Here is a 20161-nt window from a genome sequence, read left to right as displayed (position 1 = left end):
ACTACCAGAACAACCGGGCGGGCGGCCCGAAGCATACCCCATCCTTTAGGGTGGGGTGGCCGCCCGCAATTTGATTTTTGTACCTTCCTTTTTTAACCTTAAAGTCTCATAGTGCTGGATTCTTTCTCCATGTTTAATCTTTTCAGAAAAGTGTTTTATTTGTCCTTTCAGATCATCTGGCTCAAGCATTGATATGTTTTTTCCCAGAACCTCTTCAGCCGGATAGCCATAGACCTTTTCTGCTCCCTTATTCCAGCTAGTAATAGTACCGTCAAGAGACTTGGTTATAATTGCATCTTCTGAAGATTCCACAGCATTTGCCAGGATCTGAATCTTCTCTTCTGCTTTTTTACGCTCGGTGATATCACGTGCTGCAGCAAAAACCCCTATAACTGTACCGGTTTCGTTTTTGTAAACTGAAGCATTGTACAAAACAGGAGTTATGTGTCCATCCTTATGTTGAATCTCCAGAGGATAATTCCAGACTGTGCCATCTGTGAAGACCTTCTGATAACCTTCATGGGCTTTCTCAGGCTCGGTAAAGTAATCGGAAAAATCCGTTCCGATCAACTCATCTCTTAAATATCCGGTAACCTGCTCTGTAGCACCATTCACATCCGTAATCTTACCGTCATGTCCAATAGTTACCAGAGGATCCAGACTGGCTTCAATGAGACTGCGGTTATAAATATTTGATAACCTGATAGTTTCCTCAGCCTTTTTGCGTCCGGTAATATCGCGGACGATTCCTGCTCTGAAGCATGCCATGCCAGTTTTATCTTTGATGATCGAAAAATGATCGGCTAACCAGCGGTATTTTCCATCCTTGCATTTAAAGCGATATTCGTGTGCCCCAAAACCTTCCTCCAGTGACCGGACAATTTCCACAGTGACCCGTGGGCGGTCATCAGGGTGAATATGGTCAAGAAGACCATTGCTGCCTGATGCATCTATGTCCTTAACAGAGAAGCCTGTAATCCGCTCTATGACCGGGCTCATATAATCGAAGCGTTTGTTCTGCAGGTTTATGCGGTACGCCGAATCGAGCGAGTTCTCGAGAACTGAGCGAAACCGCTCATCGCTTTCCATCAGCGCTCTCTCGGCCTGTTCCCGCTCCTGCTCTTCCTTTTTCCTCTGGAGAGCCTGCGTTACTGCCGGAGCTATAGCTTCAAGATCTTCCTGTTGCTCGCAGCTATAGCCTTTTTCGCGATTTGCGACTGCGATCAAGCCCACTGTTTTCCCGTCCTGGATAAGGGGTACGCCAAGAAACGATGTGATAGGCGGATGTCCGTTCGGAAGACCAATACTGTCGGGATGTGACAGTGGATCATTGGTGAAGAAGCTTTTTGCGTTCTTAATCACGCTGCTATACAGGCCATGGACAATATAATCGTTCGGGGGACAACGATGCCCAGTTTTATCATACATAAGGCACTGCTCCCACCCAAGCTCGCTTTTTGCAATATCGTGCAGCAGCCCGTCGGCACCCATCTCATTTATGAAACCAAACTGGCTGCCAGTGATTTCCAGGGCCACAGATAGGCATGCGTTTCCCAGTTCTTCTTCTGTTTTTGCCTGCATTACATTGCTGAAAATCCAGTTAATTCCCTCAAGAATACTGTTGTATCTGCATATCCTGTGCTCTTCTTGTTTGAGTTCGTTGATATCACGGGCGACATAAACACTTCCAATGAGTTTTCCTTCCGAATCATGTAGCAGCGTGGTGCTTACCCCGAAATACCCACCAAGATAATCTTCGCAAACCTCTGTGGTGTGCTCAGCCCCGTCCTTAAGCAATTGCCGGTGCGGGCAAAAAGAATGAGGCTTGTCCGTTCCATGTATGGCACAATGGCAGGTTAACCCTACGCACTCCTCCTGTGTCACTCCCAGCCTTGCTGCCATGGCTCTGTTTGCACGAACAATCCGGTATTCATTGTCTATTATGGCTATAAGGTCTGGTACAGCATCAAATGTAGATTTCCAGCTTTTTGCAGCCTCAGTAGCTTCCTTTTCTGCCCTCTTCCTTCCGGAATTTTCTATCTGCTCCCATTTTCCTTTCTTTTTGATCAAAGCAAATTCATGGTTGGAGATTACATCAATAATCTCGGCTGGGTTGCACATATCGAGATAATATGGGCATAAGGCTATCACATGGTGTTTGTCAACAAAAGCATCCACTTTTTTCTCATAGTCAACAAAATCATCCCAGCCCTCTTTTTCCAGCCAGCGATTATCCCCCGAAGCCCTCAATCCATCATAGCCGCTTGCCATAACCTGATCGATTTTTTCAATCCAGTCATTCATGACTCTATCCGGATCGAAAACACCTTCCTTTATATACCCATGAATGTAAGGGATAATTTCCATTTGCCCTTTCTCCAGATAGAAATCAATATCAGGAACAGCCTTTTTCATGGCTTCCTTCGCTTCTTCTACTTCCAGAGGGCGTGATGTGATCCACACGCAAAGCTCGTTACTTTCCAGCCCTGCTTTGAAGTAAGGGACCAGTATGTCCATTAAATCTTCTTTTGTCTGGTAGAACTGGCAGAAGTGCGTTCCCCAGGGTATATCTCCTATTATATTAATGCCAGATTTTCTCAGGCTTTCTCTCATCCCAAAACTTTCCCCTAATTGAGATATAATAAGGCAAAAATTTCGTTATCTTTATAGTGTCTGGTCTTGCCTTCCCGTGCTCATATATTATACTTTCACTTAAAAAAATCATGTACAGACCGATATTAGAAAAATCAAAAACCTCATTGGCGGGAGATAATAGCTCACAATTCTATGTCAGTCATATGACAGATAAATATTAATTCTTTTTCATTTATTTTGTTATTTATATTTGTTTTATTGAGCCTACAATTACTGTCCGATTTGCATGTATTATTGAACCCTGTCCTTTTATTCCAGCAAAGTCCTTGGATTAATAAAGCCGCTTCTGAGCATATGATCGGCAAGCACAAGGGCAACCATAGCTTCGGCAACCGGCACCATACGCGGGGGAATTGTCGGATCATGCCTGCCTTTAATTGCGATCTCAGTATTTTCTAGAGTCTTGAAGTCGACCGTTTGCTGAAGTTTTCCTATGGACGGGGTTGGCTTTACGGCAGCCCTGCAGACAATATCCAGGCCTGTCGAAATTCCTCCGAGAATCCCGCCGGCGTTATTGCTCGGAGAGGTTATTTTTCCTCCCTCTATCCGGAAAGGGTCGTTCATTTGACTTCCAAGCAGACGGGCAGCCTCAAATCCGGCTCCGATTTCAAAGCCTTTGACGGCAGGAATGCTCATAAGGGCCTTTGCAAGGTCAGCATCCAGCCGGTCGAAAACAGGCTCTCCGAGACCGGCAGGCACACCTTTAATTATAAGTTCGACAATGCCTCCAGCGCTGTCACCTTCCTGCCGCAGGGCTGCGACTTTCTCAAGCATTTTTCCGGCAGCCTCAAGGTCAGCACATCGCACAGGAGTCTTTTCTACATTTTTCAAGACTTCTTCAAAAGGAAGAGGTTTTGCCCGGATAGTTCCGAGTTCAAGCACATGCCCGGCAATTCGGATTCCGAATCTGGAGAGCAGGAGTTTTGCAAGGGCTCCGCCTGCGACCCTGCCTATTGTTTCCCGGGCTGAAGACCTGCCTCCCCCGCGGTGGTCCCGCATTCCGTAACGGGCCATATAGGTAAAATCGGCGTGTCCGGGCCTGGGAGTATCCTTTATTGCATCATAAGCCGAAGATATGGCATCCGAGTTCCAGACAAGCATGGAAACAGGAGTGCCTGTGCTCATTCCTTCAAATATTCCAGAGAGGATCTCCACCCTATCAGCCTCGCGCCGGGGAGTGGAAACCTCACTCTGCCCCGGACGCCTCCTGTCCAGTTCTTTCTGGATGTCAGCCTCGGAGAAAGAAAGCCCTGCAGGCACTCCGTCTACTACAACACCTACAGCTCTGCCGTGGGATTCGCCCCAGGTTGTAATCCGAAACATCTGCCCCAAAACGTTTCCAGCCATGCATCTTAACTGGTTTTTTTGCTATTTGATTCTTGGGGTTGCTGAATGGAAGGCTCAAGATGCACGACAACGTCAGAAACGTCTTTATACTCTCCCTTCAGCTTCTTGCTCACCCTGTGGGCGATAAGATGTGCCTCCTCAAGCGGCATATTCGGCTGAACAAGCAGGTGCATATCGACCTTGATATCCCCCATGCTCCCGCGAGTTCGGATTTTATGGCAGCCTTTTACGCCTTCAATACTCAGAACAAGGTCACAAATCTCCTTCTCTTCAATTCTGGACATATCCAGAAGAGCTCTTGAGCCCTCTTTAATAATCCTGTATCCGGCTCTCAGGATCAGAAAAGATATTACTACGGCTATTAAAGGGTCCATGAGTGGAAAACCGAGTTTTACAGCAACCAGGCTTACTAACACTGACAGGGAGACATAAATATCACTTTTTGTGTGCATGGAATCTGCTATAAGCACCTGGCTTCTCAGCAACTCGCCCTGTTTATGCTCATATCGTGTTACCAGATAATTAATACACATTGTGCTGAGGATTACGAGAAAACTTATGGCTGTGACCTGTGGTGCGCTATCTATAAGAAAACGGTTAAGAGCGTCCCTGAAGATCTCAACACCTACAAAAATCAGTAGCAGGGCGATAAAAATAGACGCTATAGTCTCATATTTCCGATGCCCGTACGGGTGGTCGACGTCAGGCGGACGGGCTGCGATAAGGCTTCCTGCCAGTCCTATAATATTGGAAACTCCATCAAAAAGAGAATGGTAGCCGTCCGCAACCATGCTTAATGTGCTGGTCAGGTTTCCGTAAACTATTTTAGCAAATGCGACTGTAAGGTTCAGAAATAATACATAGATAAGAATTTGCTGTACTTTTTTAAATTTCTGTAGCATAGATCTGACCCCCTTACATCGGACTGTAAGAAACCGTAAATGGGCGGCGGGCAAAAGAGAATTAATTAAGCTGGGAACTGCCAGGAAACTATCAATTATATACTGACCTATCTTTATATAAAATTCTGCGGTTTAAAAAATAGGGGAAAAATCAGGGGAAGAGGTAGAAATAAAATTAAAAAGCGGAAGAAAAAAGGATTCTTATTCCGAACCTGTCCATGTCATATAAGCTTCCACTATTTCCTGCCCTTCCAGAAATATAAGATCGTGTTGTTTACCGTATTCTTTTGAGTCTTCTTTGGAGAGTGCTTTCCCATTATAATCATCCAGCATCTCGCAAACTACCATTGCAGGGGTAATTCCTGCCATACGGGCAAGGGCAACTGAAAGTTCGGTCTGCCCTTTGCGCTCATCCAGAAGCCCGCCGGCAGCCCTGAGCAGCGCGACGTGGCCGGGGGTTCGGAATTCGTCTCCGAAATGGATTATATCCCCTGACAGCTTCTTTTCCGTAATTTCCCCTATTTTTCGGATAGTCAGGGCTCTTTCGTTATCAGGAATACCGGTTCTGGTCTCCCTGTGATTGACCCAGAGAGAAAAGGAAGAATGAGAATCGTATTTAAGGTCGCCCTCCTTTTCTACGATTTCCCCAAGCACATCACTGGCTTTACTTGCTTCCCGGACGAGCTCGGCCATAAAAGGCAGCCTGAGCTGCTTTGAAGCCACTGGGTCCACTGCTACACAGATGAGGCCGCCTGCGTCCTTTCTCATCCATTTTACATCTTTGAAAGTGACCGCTTTCGCCGGAATTACGAGGTCGGTTTCTCCTTCTCTGGAGTCCGAATCGTAGATCTGGATCATTTTTCCGGCTCTCAAGGCTTCCAGCGCCCGGTTGATATTCTCATTTCTATACTTCAGACAATCGTAAACCGTACTTCCGCTCATTTTTGGTTCTCCATACCCTGTTTTTTTACCTGTATCACAACTTTATCTCCGTCGTTCAATTCCAGAGCATCCCTTAGTTTTACAGGTGCAATAATCTCAACCAGATCCGACGGATAATGCGTCCTTTCAGGGGCGACTACAGCAGCCTCGATTCCGCCAACAATAACCGGATAACACTTTCCCCCTCCGAATGTGCGCTCTCCGTCATTGAATCCCTCTACCCGGACAGCCGGCGCTTCTCTTAAAAGATTCCGAAGAGCCGAACTGTTCTCGGAGAGCTGCACGTTCAGAGTGCCGGGGAAGGGTACGAAATGCAGTTTTTCCTCAAACTGCTTACGGTATCCGGGTATATTTACATAGTACTGTCCTTCGCCGAGCCCCTTCAGTACCTTCCCTTCAAGCTCCAGAGTTTCGGATCCCTGAGAAAAGATCCTGCTGTACTCGATATATTCGCTTTTAAGAACTTCAATTCCTTTTTCTGTCATTTTTATCAACTGGCCGCCGGGGACTATCTTCCTTTCGATCAGCCCCTCCTCTTCCAGCTGCTTTAGCTTTCTTGCTGCGGTTTTGGAGCTTGCCCCAGTATGCTTTTGAAACTCACTCGATGAGACCTTGATAGTTTTGTTTACTGCCCCTATAAGTGCAAGTTTTTTAAGGTGTTCAATGTCAGGCACTGTCACCACCTATCTTAATTTTGAGTTGCATCTCAATAATGAGATGTTAAACTACGCATTCCGTTATAATAAAACTTTTGATAGCAAGCTCCACCCGACGCATCTTCAAGAAAATCATCACCGGAGAAGTTAAGTATTTAGTATTTTGAATCAATCTAGTGATCAGACCATGACAAGAGAAATTGAAGTTGAATGCCCCTCATGTTCCCCGGATGAAGAGGTAGGGCATGAGGTTCTGAAAGAGGGGCAGAGCCCGCTTGTTCGCTGTCTTGAATGCGGACAGGTGCATGCAACGAAAATCAAAACCCCAAAATCCGTCAGTTTAAGAGTGATTGTCAGCAAAATGGATATCTCAAACACTTACAAAATTGAACTGGATTCCGAGACTGTTCTTCAGGTAGACGACGAGCTGGTTGTAGATGATGAGGAAACAGGAGTAGTGGTGCCTATCCTGATCACCGCCCTTGACGCAGGAGGAAAGCGAGTCCAGATTGCCAGGGCAGGAGATACTGAAACAATCTGGGGTAGAGCCATTGATGAAATTACTGTAAAGTTTTCCGCGCAGTCGGGGACTGAAAAAACCGAAGTAATTGAAAAACGCGTGCCTGGCGATTATGAATTTGTTGTAGGAACCGAAGAAAAAGTGGGGAATAAACGCCTTTTCATCACGAAAATTAAGGTAAGGGACGGTGTGTTCCGATCCAGAAAAGGCGATGTTGTGCTTGCAAAATACGTAAAAAGGATTTTCGCGAGAAAGAAAGGGGAAGGTTCGGATCAACGTGTTTTCCGAAGAGGGCCGTGGTGAAGAGAAGAATAAGAGAGAAAGAGAAGAAGAAATATTCGAAGCAATGCGCAGGCGCCTCGTAGATAATCTCGAGGCTTACCTGCAGCTGGAAGAACATGTACGCGAGGCTTTGCTCCGTGTCCCAAGGCATAAGTTTGTACCGGAATACGAGAAAAAAGCAGCTTACATAGACAGACCGCTTGATATCGGCCACGGGCAGACAATATCTGCCCCGCATATGGTTGCGATTATGTGTGAACTTCTTGAACTTTCGGAAGGACACAAAGTTCTGGAAGTAGGGACTGGTTCGGGATATAATGCTGCTGTTATGGGGGAGCTCGTGGGAGAAACCGGGCATGTGTACACGGTTGAACGTTTAGACGCCCTTGCGAATTTTGCAAGGGAGAACCTTAGAAATATAGGATACAAAAATATTACAGTTGTACTCGATGACGGATCAATGGGGTATTCTTAGTGTGCACCCTATGACAGGATAACTGTAACATGTGCAGCTCCCGATATCCCTGAGCCTTTACTGGAACAGTTGAAGCCTGAAGGCATACTGGTCATTCCTGTGGGGCTCGATTCCCAGGAGCTTTATAAAGTAATAAAGGACAGCAAAGGCAATATTCATATAAAGAGGAAAGGGGGAGTTGCTTTTGTGCCCCTGATTGGCAAATACGGTTTCCGAAAAAGCATGGAATTATGAGGTTCCTGTAAGAAGGAAAGCCTGACCCGAATTAAGTATCTTTTTTAATAAATTTAAAAAAATTAAATAAGGTATTAATAAGTGTAAAATCATCTACTGAGCATGGACATCGACATCTATGAGGACTTTGAGGAAATTCGAGTTAAGGATGTCTATATAGTCGATGTTTTTACGGATCCGACACCTGTGGTGCTTCTTGAAGATACGCAGGGGAATATGCTCCCTATATATATAGGACATCTCGAAGCTCTTTCAATAGGAAATGTGATTAAGAACATTTCTCCGCCAAGACCTATGGCTCATGACCTTATGGTAAATATCTTCGACAGGCTGGATATAAAGATCGAGGGCGTACTAATCGATGAAAAAGTGGACAAGATCTATTACGCCCGGCTCCTGATAAGAAAGGACAACAGTGTTATGCAATTTGACGCAAGGCCAAGCGACTGTATTGCCCTTGCTCTGCGTGTTGGAGCCTCGATAAAGGTTCGGAAAAAAGTGCTTGAAGGCTCCGAAGTCGAGATGTCAAGGCTTGAAGGCGCCCGTGTGATAAATATTTTCGGTTAGGTTATTTGGGCGAATGAGTTTTCCCTGAACCTTTTAACTGAGCACCTCACCTGAGCCTGTAAAACCCGCTTACCTCAGCTTGGCCTGAGTTTCCGGTCTGTGAGAAGCCTCTTTTCGGATTTTTTATAACACATTTAGCATGTCCCTCCTTTAACAAAGTAACCTAATCTTCTTTTAGGATTTGCTATCCGATAGCTGATATTGGCTTAATTTCAATAAGCTTTTAATAACAGTTAAATTTATTATCCCATAGATGCTCACCAAAAGAATAATACCATGCCTTGATGTGACTCTTGACAGAGCAGGCGGCTGCGTTGTTAAGGGTGTTGAGTTCGTGGACCTGAAAGAGGCAGGAGACCCTGTAGAACTCGCCAAGCGCTACAATGAAGAGGGCGCAGACGAGCTTGTTTTTCTGGACATCACAGCTTCTGCTCACGGCAGGGAAACCATGATCGATGTGATCGAAAGGACTGCAGATGAGGTTTTTATCCCTCTCACAATTGGAGGGGGAATAAATTCCATCGATGCGATTCGCCAGATTCTCAGGGCCGGAGCAGATAAAGTCTCGGTCAACACCTCTGCGGTCAAGAATCCTGATTTCATCAAAGAGTCCTCGGATATATTCGGAGCTCAATGCATTGTTACTGCGATTGACTGCAGGCGAAATCCCGATATAAAGAACAATCCCGACAAAACTATCCTGGAACTTGAGGACGGAACGCCTGCCTGGTATGAAGTGGTAATCTATGGCGGCAGGGAAGCTACAGGAATCGATGCTGTTCAATGGGCAAGAAAGGCAGAGGAACTTGGTTCCGGGGAAATCCTGCTTACAAGTATGGACCGGGACGGAACATGTGCCGGCTATGACCTGCCAATTACAAAAAAACTCTCCGAAGAGCTCGACATCCCGATTATAGCTTCAGGAGGAGTCGGAAACCCTCAGCATATCTATGAAGGATTTTCAATCGGAAAAGCCGATGCCGCCCTTGCAGCAAGCATTTTCCATTTCAGGGAATATACCATTAAGGAAGTTAAAGAGTATCTTAAGGAGCGGGAAATTCCTGTAAGGCTTTAAAATTCAGGAAAAGGAAGTAAAAGGCAGAGAAATAAGCAAGATTACATTGCGGCGCTAAATATCTCTAAACTAAGTAAGGGAGTGGGGGCGAATAATGGAGATCTCAGAATTTCAGAAACTGATGTATGAACTCTATGCGCATAATGACAGGAAAAGAGGAGGTAAGGCTACTATGCTCTGGCTGGTTGAGGAAGTTGGAGAACTTGCCGAAGCCATCCGCAGGGAAAAGCCTGAAAATATAGAGGAGGAGCTTGCAGACTGTTTCGCCTGGATTGGGGCATTAGCCAATCTCTACGGCGTGAACCTCGAAGAAGCTTTCCTTAAGAAGTACCCTGGCATATGCCCTACCTGCAAACAGAAACCCTGCATCTGTACGGATTAAACGCTATAAACATATCTTACTCGCGAAGCCTGAAAATAAGGCTTCTTTTTTCAAAATTTATATTATACCGGTCTTCATCTGGAGATCTTTTCTACATTTACTTCCATATATTTTGAGATACTTTTTTATTTATTAGAGTCAATATCTTATACGGAATTCTTATCTGGATTCTTCATTTATCGGGGGAATACAAATGTCAGAAGTCGAAACTATAGAACTCCTTGAGGGTGTGCAGATTAAGATACTTAACAACACTGGCGAGGATCTTGTACTGCAGGCTGAGAAAATTGAGAAAGGGATGTTTAAAAAAGGCCAGAGAGCCCCATCTAAAATCGAATCTTATGAGGAAAAAAGCTTTGGGCTCGTTGCATGTGAAGGAAGCTGCGAAGGCGGAGTGGACATTGAGGGTTGGGTCAAGTACGGGATGGGATGTACGGAAGGATATTGCAAGATACACTTCAGGTACATTGGAAAAACAGACAAACTCAGTTACTCCTGTGAATGCCACATGCGTGACGGAAAGATGCTCTGTGAAGCTACAATAGATGAGAAAGCCGCACGGACTGTGAATTGGATAATAGGACCAAAGGCATAAACCTGAACGAAACGCTTACCGGGCTTTACCTGAATCTTTTAATTCATAGCTCCTTTACTATTGGCAATGTCAGAACTTCTGGTTGTAATGTGATGTTTTTAGCAGAGCAAAAAATGCTCTGCTAATTTATCCAGCAACGCCCGGTAATCTGCAACCAGTCATCAATAAAACGGATTATATAATATTTTTTAAGTAGCTTTTAAAATCTGTAGAAAAACAAATTGGGTTAGCCGTTTCATTTTTAGTTTTTCCTTCAATAACTGCTTTTGTCATAAGTATGAGATTTTTTGCTCCATCTTTTGAGAACCCTGCCTGTACCAGTGTACTTTCCCATTCTTCAGGTAGCACCTGCTGTAAAGTGACATTTCTATTTAATACCTCTCGAAATATTTTTGCTATATCTAAAGAACTGTAAGGGCGGGGTCCGGTTATCTCATATATTCTTTCCTGTGGGGTTTTACAAATTATTACCTCTGATATAAATTTCGCAACATCGGGTGGAGCAATCATAGGCAACTCCATTTCAGGTGGGAAAAAAGTCGGCAATATCCCGTGTTCTTTAACCAGTTCCAAATACCCAAGCCAATTACTGAAATAATAAGAAGGTCGAACAAAAATCTGTTCAATTTCAAGATCCGAGAATGCGTGTTCCAGCATGTAAGATGCCATCAGATTACCTGTTCCGGATTCATGCTGTGCTCCATTAGAAGATAAACCAATAATTCTGGTGATTCCAGATGATAAGATAGCCTCTCTATAATTGTTTATAATCGTTTTAGTTTCGTTTATAAAATTTTGAGATTCTGGATTTTCAGGTGTTAATAGAAAAGCTGAATTTCCCCCTTGAAAAGCCTTTTTTAAGGTTTCTACATCAAAGTAATCTGCAATACTAACCTCAACGCCCTTACTTTTCAATCCCTCCGCTTTAGAACCATTTCGAACAACAGCTCTTACGGAACGACCTTTCTTTAAAAGATTATCAACAAGCATTGAGCCTATTTGTCCTGTTGCACCCAGTATTATATCCATTTTATAATCCCAGCCGTATAACTAACTTGAATTAAACCTTGTACTATTGACCTGCCAGCGGAAGGTGTGAATAATCCTTATATTTAGTATCACCAGTGATGATGCCACCGTTTTAAAAACATACCTATTTTTAGTCAAAAAAATGTTTTCACAATTTCCCGGTTATTCCGTGCAAGAAATTTATTGAAATGCTTTGTAGATACACAGATATATCTTCTTAAAGCCTCTCAGCTTGCTATAATAGGAATTGAATGCTGCTATTCTCTCTTATAACTTAAGTTTCAGGCTCCCCGGGGAACGGAAGAGGATGCCAAAGCTTAATTAAGGGCAGGCTCTCTAATCCCATCTGATGAAGCCTGAAAAACCGGAACTGCTTGCCCCTGCCGGCAGCATGGAAGCTTTTATTGCAGCCGTAGAAAACGGGGCTGATGCCGTGTACCTTGGAACCCGGGCTTTCAGTGCTCGGGGGTATGCCTCGAATTTTTCAGAGAAAGAACTTGAAGAAGCCATTGATTATGCTCACCTCAGGGGCGTGAAAGTATACGTAACCGTAAATACATTACTTAAGGAAGATGAAGTGAAAAGCGCCCTTAAACTGCTTTCCTGCCTGAGAGAAATGGGAACTGATGCGGTCATAGTCCAGGATCTGGGTTTGATCTCGCTGGCAGGAAAATATCTTCCTGACCTTCCGCTGCACGCGAGCACGCAAATGACCCTGCATAACAGCGAGGGAGTTGAATTTGTAAAAAAATCAGGCATAAAGAGGGCTGTGCTCGCACGGGAATCCTCGCTTGAGGAGATAAAACGGATTAAAGAGATAACCGGGAGTGAACTCGAGGTTTTCATACATGGGGCTCTCTGCATTTCCTATTCCGGTCAGTGCCTTCTGAGCAGCCTTATTGGGGGAAGGAGTGGAAACCGTGGATTCTGTGCCCAGCCATGCCGCAAAAAATACAGGTTATACTGTGAAGGAAAACCGATAAAAACCACTGGCAGTTATCTCCTGAGCCCAAAAGACCTTAATACAACCTCAGGTCTTGGAGCCCTTATAGAATCCGGAATCGAATCTTTTAAAATCGAAGGGCGGATGAAAAGGCCGGAATATGTAGCAGGCGTTGTCAGGATTTACCGCCGCCTGATTGACAGGTATATCGAAAACCCTGCAGGGTACTTCGTTTCCGAAGAAGAGCAGGAAACCCTCACCCAGCTTTTTAACAGGGGATTTACTCAGGGCTACTTTTTTGAAAACCCGCGCTGGGAGCTCATGAGCAGGGAAAATCCTCACAACCGTGGGATTCCGGCAGGCACGGTTACGGCATATGACAGGCGCTCAAACCGCATCCGGGTAAAACTCTCACAGCCTCTTCGCCTGGGAGATGGGATAATGGTTGAAAATGCGGAAACAAGGCCTGAAGATAAAGGAAAAATCATATCCTCAATGTATTCCGGAAAAGGCCCGGTATACAGTGCAGGAGCGGGAGATACAGTAGAGATTCCCTTCGATTCAAGGGCTCCGGCAGGAGGCACGGTATACAGGACGCATGACAAAAAGCTTATGGACTCCCTCAAAAAAGAAAGCGAATCCGGAAGTCTGAGGTCTAAAATTCCCGTATTCATCACGGCAGATATTGCATCTGGAAAGCCTGTGAGGCTTGAGTTAAAAGACAGGGATTCAAACACAGTGAGAATTGAATCCGGGTATATGGTTGAGAAAGCTGAAAAGCAGCCCACCTCAAAGGACAGAATTGAAAAACAGCTTTCAAAACTCGGAAATACGCTTTTTGAGGCGGCTGAACTTCACGTCACTGTAGAGGGGGATATCTTTATTCCGGTCGGGCAATTGAACGAACTGAGGACAAAAGCAATAGAGCAGCTTGAAACCCTGCGGATTTCCAGGTGGAAGCGAAAACCTTTCGATACTGCACACTTTGAATCCGGAATAAAGGCAGATCTGGAAGCAGGAAAGCCTTTTAGAGAAAATATCCCGGTGCGCCCGATGCTGTCGGTTTCCGTGTATTCCCTTGAAGGGCTTGAAGGGGCGCTTGCAGGCGGAGCCGATCGGATCTACTTCGGAGAAGGGCTTTTCAGGAGGCTAGAGGCATCAGGGCAAAAAGAGAGCTCTGAACAGGGATATGACACTGTTTTTAAGGAAGCGATTTTAAAAACACAAAAAGCAGGCAAGAAAATCTATTTAATTACCCCAAAGCTTGTGAAGGACTCCCGAATGAGGCCTGTGGAAAAAACTTTCTCCCGTGTACGAGAAATGAGAGCTGACGGTGTACTCGTTTCAAATCTGGGAACCCTGAACCTCGCAAAAACCGGAAGAATTCCTTTTATTTCGGATAGCCCTCTTAATGTTTTTAACAGCCATACGTTTGCCCTCCTATTGCAGGAAGGGGCTCAGATGGCTGTAATTTCTCCGGAACTGACACTTGAGGAATTGAAAAGTATTGCTTCTTACGGGCCTGCAGAGTGTATAGTTTACGGGCGCCTTGAATTGATGGAATCCGAGCACTGTCTTACAGGCGGGCTGCTCGGGAATGGTAAAGGTCAGTGCAACGCCCCATGCAGGTCAGGAAAGTTTGCACTGGTAGACGAGAAAAATTACGAGTTTCCCCTGCTCATGGACAATGAATGCAGGATGCACCTCCTTAACTCAAGATCGCTCTGTATGCTTGAATTCGTTCCTGAAATCCTCGAAAGTGGAATTTCAAGCCTAAGGGTCGAGACTCTGGGAATGGAAAATCCGGAGGAGATCAGAAGAATAACCCGCGCCTACAGGAATGCGATTGATACTTATCTTGATACCGGGAAACATGGAACGGAAAACTGCGAGAAATTCGGAAAGGGCTTTACCACAGGACACTATTTCAGAGGTGTGCAGTAAAGCCTGAACTGCCGGAGAAACGAGTTAAAAAGTGAAATGAATATGGAAAATCTGAATAAAACAACGGTTTCTGAAAAACAAAGCCCTAAAATTTTTCTTTCTGGCTCTATCCGCGGAGGAAGGCAACTGCTTGAGATATACAGATTTATGTTTGATTCTCTGGAAGAGGTGGGGGCAGAAGTGCTTACCTGGCACGTTGCCGACCCTGAGCTGGAAAAGGTAGAAATGAGAATGACCGAAGAAGAAATTTATGCGAGGGATATGGGTTTGCTTGTAAAAAGCGATGCCCTGATTGCAGAGGTTACGGTACCTTCTACAGGAGTTGGTTATGAAATCTGCCGGGCGCTTGTCCGACGAACTCCCGTGCTCTGCCTTTACAGCCCTGATGCAGCAGTTTCGGCAATGGTACTTGGAAATCCAGACCCTTTACTTGAGGCAAGAGCCTATTCAGATAAAACTTCACTCAAAAATATTATTACTGAATTTATTCGGGCTCTCTAATGACAAAAGCCCGGAATTAACCTTCATTTCAAAATAAAAGCCACTGGACGTACTGCTCAAACCTGAAGTGTAAGCTCTTATAGCCCCTAACTTTATTATAAAACTCAGTGATAATTATAAATAAGTTGAGTCCCTATCTATGACTCATGGTAGTTGAAATTATAGAAATTTTAGTACTGGTTCTGGCAGTTGTAGTGGCCTTCGTCCTGTATAAAGCCCTGAAGACTGCAACCAGCCTTGCAATAAATGCAGTACTTGGGGTCTTAGTTTTGTTTGCGGCAAAAGTTATGCTCGGGATTGAAATCGCGGTCACATGGGTAGCAGTCCTTATCTGTGCAATAGGAGGCATTTTCGGAGCGCTTGCTATAGTTGCGTTAAACTATCTGAAAATGGCCTTTGTATAACAGTAAATAGGGAAAATATTGCTGAGAGGACTGAATACGACTGGGGAGCACATAAATCCAGAATTTCTTAAAGCTTCCGAAAAGGAAAAATTCAGTATTCCCTGAAAGAATAAATTCAGGGCTTTCGGAAAATTCCTCTTACCAGATGCCTTTTATAGGCTTCTCCCCTGAAAGTCTTTTCTTTTATTATATCTTCCAGCTCGATAACTTCAAATTCCCTGAAAAGCGCTCTGACTTCCGTTCTGGTAAAATAATGATAAATTATTCCGTTTTGCCTGGCAAAAGTCCTCTTTTCAAAAGGGATTGAAGATTCTCCCCCGCAACGCATATCTTCACAGCCGAAGGCTTCAAAAAAGACAAGCCCGCGTTCCCTGAGTATATGGTGGAATTCTCTGACCGAGGACTCTCTTTCTTCTTTGAATAGGTGTTGAAGTACTCCGTAACAGAGAATTCCGTCAAAAGTCCGGGCTTTGAAAGGAAGCTCCGAAACATTTGCTACAAGGTGCTCGGCAAACCTGCCGCTCCTTGAAAGCTGAGATCTGGAACCTTTAAGTGCAGTTAAAGAAACGTCAACTCCAACTGCGTTATAATGCCTTGTGAGTTCCCCAAGGTATCTGCCATTTCCTGACCCTGCATCAAGCACCCTGGACCCGGGCAAGAGATGAGCCTGGAGATCACGGACAGGAGCAGGCCCGCCCCATTTCAGGTGGGCATATTCCCTGTCCCATGCAAGGAAGTGATTTTTTGCAGAACCTGCCTGCGGACCTGCGAGGGTGTAAGCATCCGTTTTATCCATATTTATCCTTTTTTTTCAGGGCTGTAAGTTGAAGCTTCTCTGAACCTTTCTACCAGAAATTCCTTTTCAAAGGAAGATAGGAACCAGCCGGCTTTGGGACCTGAACTTTGCCCGAGTATTGAGATGTAAATTGCTTTGAAAAGCTCTCTAGGATCCGCCTGCGGAGCAGGAGTATTCAACTTTTCCGCAATCTGCCTGTTCAGTTCGGAGCCTTCTTCTTTTGCGGAATAGACAAGCATATGGTATTCTTCCCCACTGATCTCCCCTCTGGCTTCAATAAAGTCTGCAAACGCTGAAAGAAAAGCTCTCTGAAGCCTGGATAGAGTTGCAGCCTGCACAGGCACCTTTTCTTTTACATTGAATTTAGCAAAAGGCGGGGCATAGAGTTTAAGCCACTTAGAAACATTTTTTGTAAGTTCTTTTATACATTTTTTATCCTCAATTGAAAAGCCTGAGCGTCTTACAATTTTCAATATCTGGTCAAAATCTCCTCTTGCTACCTGATAAATAGTTACCATCTGCTTGAAAGGAACTTCAGACTGGCAGATACCTGTAGCCCTGGAAAGTTCATAAACCCGCCTTTGAAAAGCCCCAAGCGAAGGATCATCATCCCTGAACTGAGCCCTGAGTCGTTCGTATTCATCTACAAGGGTGAGAAGAGGCTGTCCAGGATCAAACTGAATGTGCTTTTCAGGTTTTGTACGGATAATCAGGTAACGAAGGACTTCAGGAGGCACGACCTCAAGCATATCCGAGATCGAGACAACAACTCCTGTGGAAGAAGACATTGCCCCCTGTTTTCCAAGCATTATCCACTCATAGACAATAGGATATGGGGGTTCGTGAGCGAAAATTTCTTTTACTATCCTCTTTCCGGTATCGTAAGAGCCGCCCCTTGAGGCATGGTCTTTTCCAAAAGGCTCGACTGTAACCCCTAAAACCGCCCAGCGAGCAGGCCAGTCCACGCGCCAGGTGAGTTTTCCTCCTCCTGCCATCGGCACGGTTCCAGAGTGCCCGCATACACAGACATAATCCACGGTCTCGGCTTCGAGATCAAAACCCGTAACCTTTGTAGTTGTAATCCTTCCGCATTCTTTACACCTGGGATTAAAAGGGCTCCAATCCGATGCTACGGTCTTTCCCGAAACCTCTTCGAGAATTTTTGCAATGGCATCCCTTTTATAAAGGGCGGTTTTTATTGCCTCTGTATATTTGCCTGTCCTGTACATCTCGTCTGCCCTGTAAACCTGAGGATTGATGCCCAGGCGCCTGAGGGCTTCTAGGAAGGGTTTCAGAAAATGCTCGGCATAGTTTGCGCAATCTCCGCAGGGGCAGGGAATTTCGGATATCGGTTTTCCCACATGTTCAGCATAACTCTCGGGAAGGAACGGGTAGACCTTGCGCAGGGGATCGTAGTTATCGGCAATATAAATAAAATCAGCATTCGCTCCTTTATCAATCAGAGCCCTGTAAGCGGCATCAGCAGTCACAACCTCTCTCATGTTGCCTATATGAATGTGCCCCGATGGAGTGATGCCTGTAGCAACCAGATGTTTGCCACCTTTTTTTAACACGTCTTCGGTTATGACGTCTGCCCAGTGAATTGTGTCAGCCATATTTCTCACCAGAAACAAGCCTATAAGCCTTTTGATTAAAGGCTTGATCGCAAACTTTTTCAAAAAAAGTTTGATCAAAAACTAATGCTTTATCTAAACCGGTGTAACCGGAGCGTGATAAACCGGCGCAACGGTTTACGCAAATCTTTTCAGAAAAGTCTTGATCAAAGTGCTTGAATCACTTCTTTATTATCGTATCAGCTAATAAACCTTGGGCTGGAAGGCAAGGAACCGGAGTATGTTTTTACTTCGCACTGTTTGGAAGAAACGAAATAGCAGGATAGAAAACCAGATATAAAAATAAAAAAGGAAAAATAAAAAAAGAAAAATTAATGGAGGTTCAAAGGCAAATAGATTCAGAAGTCTGCAGATTTACGGAGATTTAATATGGCACTTTACTAAGCAAATCAAGCAAACTTGATTTGCTAATAACTAAAAGCACGTATAAATATATAAATATTCCGAAATGGGCCGGGCATAAAATAAAAAATTAAAAATGATAGAACAAGCTAGGCGAAAACAATATAAATGTAAGATATCCAGAGGAAAATATTAAGGTGCAGGTGAACAACTGCGAAACTCAGGAAAAAAGAACAATGCTGGTTAATAATGTTGAAGAAAAAAGGATTCAATCTAGGACTGGCTAAATATCAAAAATCAAAGGCCGCCTGCAAAGCAGGCAGTTGTGAGCCCTATTAATAACTTATTAAATATTCAAAATTTTAATGGCGTGTATGTTCCTGAAGCGTTCTGAGATTATTTTTTTATAGTTGGATAGTTTAAGCTTTCCCCAGGGTATTAGTCATTTAAAAGAGGTTCAGAGCTCCAGTTTACAATTTTTCCAGTAGCTGCATCAATTTCAAATTCATATTCCACATTGTCATAAACAACAGATCCTTCATATTCTGTCACTCCATCTTCTGAATCCAGATGAAGCCGAATATCGGATTCCTTTGCTCGTGGAACCTTTGCAAGTGCTATGGATCTGGCTTTTTCTTCACCAATATAGGTTTTGCTCTCACCTGACTTTATACTACCTGACGTCGAATAGTTTTCCACATCAGAGTCATAACTTAAAATGTCTCCGGTAGACGCATCAATTTCATAATCATACTCTGTGTTACCGCTATAAAATTCGATTTCATACTCCTGTCTACCATTGTCAGTGTCAAGCTCTGCTTTAACAAAAGTAACATCCGCTTCTGTAAGTCCTGCATGAGCAAGAGCTATTTCCTTTGCTTCTTCCATAGTGATAGCATCCATGCCGGTAGAGGTCTCATCTGCGGGTGAGGGTGCAGACCTCTCAGGGGATACTGCTTCGCCAGCAGTGTCGGATGTCCCGTTTTCTGTAGACGTACAGCCAGTAACACTAATTGCTAACAGACTCATTATTAATACTGCAAATAGGAGTTTCTTCATATGAAATACCTCTGTATATTTTTTATTTTGTGTTACAGTATTTTAATTTTTTGCACTTTCTTTCCACTTATACAGTATTTTCAGAAACGATCCTTGTATGAAGTTTATTTAACTTTATTTACCAGATTGAACATATTGATAAACTTCTTTGATCTAAACACAGGTATAAAAAAATTTATTTCAACTGGAAGCAGTTTGCTCTCAATTCTCTATTTATTTTTAATTCTCAATTAAAAACTTTTTATGTTTTATTTTTCACGTTATTACTTATATATAGAAAAATATATAAAATTAACAGTTATAAATTACACTTATTGTCATAATATAAAAATTATTTATCCTGCTACGGGGCAGTACAGAAAACAACTAATATATAGGTATAGAATAGGTCGTAATTGAGAAGTAAGTGCCAAAAAGATGTAAGCTACTTTTTAAGGAAGCAGGCAGTAACTTATTATCTAACCGGAAAATACATTAGGAACGTATAAGTCAAACATCCAGAAAAATAAATTCAATACCTTCAGAGACTATAATTCGTGACGGATAGTACCGGATGCAGGAATGGTTACAAAGTAAAACAGAGTTGAAGTTTTGCCAGCTGTATAAGGAAATAATTTAAAAATAGAACAACAGCAGGGGGAAGTGGTTGCTATTTTTCAAGAACGAACTTTTAGGACCTGCCGAAGGGATTTTAAGCTATTTTATAGCTGTTTTCTGGCAGGTCCAGTTTGTTTACTATGAATTTTGTTCCCCCTGCTGTGGAGGAACATTCACTCTGCTACCTTAATTCTTTACTTACGCTATCTGTCTTCTGAAGGTGTTGCAGGAGTTTATCTTTATATCGAGCAGTTTTTCGATATTCATCTTTGCAGCAATA

General features: G+C 43.8%; 18 protein-coding genes and 1 pseudogene. 9 read left to right on the top strand and 10 right to left on the bottom strand.

The window, feature by feature from the left end:
* Window positions 1-45 precede the first annotated feature (45 nt).
* The 5 genes from EQO05_RS14925 to EQO05_RS14905 form a co-directional block, all read right to left on the bottom strand.
* Window positions 46-2613 (bottom strand): PAS domain S-box protein, encoded by a 2568-nt coding sequence (locus EQO05_RS14925; RefSeq protein ID WP_128507871.1) that lies wholly within the window; start codon window positions 2611-2613, stop codon window positions 46-48.
* A 291-nt stretch (window positions 2614-2904) separates the two neighbouring features.
* On the bottom strand, window positions 2905-4002 hold the full coding sequence (aroC, locus tag EQO05_RS14920) for a chorismate synthase (protein WP_128507869.1): 1098 nt from the start codon (window positions 4000-4002) through the stop codon (window positions 2905-2907).
* A gap of 5 nt (window positions 4003-4007) precedes the next feature.
* Window positions 4008-4904, bottom strand: coding sequence for a cation diffusion facilitator family transporter (locus tag EQO05_RS14915; RefSeq protein ID WP_128507867.1), 897 nt, complete (start codon window positions 4902-4904; stop codon window positions 4008-4010).
* A 201-nt stretch (window positions 4905-5105) separates the two neighbouring features.
* On the bottom strand, window positions 5106-5846 hold the full coding sequence (gene ribB, locus EQO05_RS14910) for a 3,4-dihydroxy-2-butanone-4-phosphate synthase (RefSeq protein WP_128507865.1): 741 nt from the start codon (window positions 5844-5846) through the stop codon (window positions 5106-5108).
* A complete protein-coding gene (locus EQO05_RS14905) occupies window positions 5843-6520 on the bottom strand; it encodes a winged helix-turn-helix domain-containing protein/riboflavin kinase (RefSeq protein ID WP_128507863.1) in 678 nt (225 codons plus the stop codon). Before EQO05_RS14905 ends, ribB begins: the two co-directional genes overlap by 4 nt.
* Before the next feature lie 169 nt (window positions 6521-6689).
* Between EQO05_RS14905 and EQO05_RS14900 the strand changes: the two genes are divergently transcribed.
* The 6 genes and pseudogenes from EQO05_RS14900 (at window position 6690) to EQO05_RS14875 (ending at window position 10632) form a co-directional block, all read left to right on the top strand.
* Window positions 6690-7325 carry an HVO_0476 family zinc finger protein gene (locus EQO05_RS14900; protein ID WP_128507861.1) on the top strand — a complete coding sequence of 212 codons (636 nt, stop codon included), beginning with the start codon at window positions 6690-6692 and terminating at the stop codon, window positions 7323-7325.
* 43 nt (window positions 7326-7368) lie between these two features.
* Window positions 7369-8013 (top strand): annotated as a pseudogene (locus EQO05_RS14895) (protein-L-isoaspartate O-methyltransferase).
* Window positions 8014-8115: 102 nt separating this feature from the next.
* Window positions 8116-8580, top strand: coding sequence for a bifunctional nuclease family protein (locus tag EQO05_RS14890; RefSeq protein ID WP_128507859.1), 465 nt, complete (start codon window positions 8116-8118; stop codon window positions 8578-8580).
* Between the two features lie 253 nt (window positions 8581-8833).
* Window positions 8834-9655, top strand: a complete 822-nt coding sequence (gene hisF, locus EQO05_RS14885; RefSeq protein ID WP_128507857.1) for an imidazole glycerol phosphate synthase subunit HisF — start codon at window positions 8834-8836, stop codon at window positions 9653-9655.
* Window positions 9656-9749: 94 nt separating this feature from the next.
* Window positions 9750-10037: a MazG nucleotide pyrophosphohydrolase domain-containing protein gene (locus EQO05_RS14880; RefSeq protein ID WP_128507855.1), complete on the top strand. Its 288-nt coding sequence runs from the start codon at window positions 9750-9752 to the stop codon at window positions 10035-10037.
* Between the two features lie 193 nt (window positions 10038-10230).
* Window positions 10231-10632, top strand: coding sequence for a hypothetical protein (locus EQO05_RS14875; protein ID WP_128507853.1), 402 nt, complete (start codon window positions 10231-10233; stop codon window positions 10630-10632).
* 174 nt (window positions 10633-10806) lie between these two features.
* On the opposite strand, the gene EQO05_RS14870 is transcribed toward EQO05_RS14875, so the two are convergent.
* The gene (locus tag EQO05_RS14870) at window positions 10807-11661 is read right to left on the bottom strand and encodes an NmrA family NAD(P)-binding protein (RefSeq protein WP_128507851.1); all 855 of its coding nucleotides are present in this window, start codon (window positions 11659-11661) and stop codon (window positions 10807-10809) included.
* 349 nt (window positions 11662-12010) lie between these two features.
* Between EQO05_RS14870 and EQO05_RS14865 the strand changes: the two genes are divergently transcribed.
* From EQO05_RS14865 to EQO05_RS14855, 3 genes are all read left to right on the top strand, one after another.
* Window positions 12011-14548, top strand: coding sequence for a DUF3656 domain-containing protein (locus tag EQO05_RS14865; protein ID WP_128507849.1), 2538 nt, complete (start codon window positions 12011-12013; stop codon window positions 14546-14548).
* A gap of 42 nt (window positions 14549-14590) precedes the next feature.
* On the top strand, window positions 14591-15049 hold the full coding sequence (locus tag EQO05_RS14860; protein WP_240664772.1) for a nucleoside 2-deoxyribosyltransferase: 459 nt from the start codon (window positions 14591-14593) through the stop codon (window positions 15047-15049).
* A gap of 146 nt (window positions 15050-15195) precedes the next feature.
* Entirely contained in the window at window positions 15196-15453 is a 258-nt protein-coding gene (locus EQO05_RS14855) for a pro-sigmaK processing inhibitor BofA family protein (RefSeq protein ID WP_128507846.1), read from the top strand.
* Window positions 15454-15568: 115 nt separating this feature from the next.
* Here EQO05_RS14855 and EQO05_RS14850 read toward each other — a convergent pair whose 3' ends face one another.
* The 4 genes from EQO05_RS14850 to EQO05_RS14835 form a co-directional block, all read right to left on the bottom strand.
* Window positions 15569-16249 carry a bifunctional 2-polyprenyl-6-hydroxyphenol methylase/3-demethylubiquinol 3-O-methyltransferase UbiG gene (locus EQO05_RS14850; protein ID WP_128507844.1) on the bottom strand — a complete coding sequence of 227 codons (681 nt, stop codon included), beginning with the start codon at window positions 16247-16249 and terminating at the stop codon, window positions 15569-15571.
* Window positions 16250-16251: 2 nt separating this feature from the next.
* The gene (lysS, locus tag EQO05_RS14845) at window positions 16252-17865 is read right to left on the bottom strand and encodes a lysine--tRNA ligase (protein ID WP_128507842.1); all 1614 of its coding nucleotides are present in this window, start codon (window positions 17863-17865) and stop codon (window positions 16252-16254) included.
* 798 nt (window positions 17866-18663) lie between these two features.
* Window positions 18664-19254: a PepSY domain-containing protein gene (locus EQO05_RS14840; RefSeq protein WP_240664771.1), complete on the bottom strand. Its 591-nt coding sequence runs from the start codon at window positions 19252-19254 to the stop codon at window positions 18664-18666.
* A gap of 825 nt (window positions 19255-20079) precedes the next feature.
* Entirely contained in the window at window positions 20080-20160 is an 81-nt protein-coding gene (locus EQO05_RS14835; protein WP_255420870.1) for a hypothetical protein, read from the bottom strand.
* Window position 20161: the final 1 nt, after the last annotated feature.

Source organism: Methanosarcina sp. MSH10X1, from assembly GCF_004099695.1.
Taxonomy (GTDB): domain Archaea; phylum Halobacteriota; class Methanosarcinia; order Methanosarcinales; family Methanosarcinaceae; genus Methanosarcina.
This window is presented reverse-complemented; position numbering and strand designations above follow the sequence as displayed.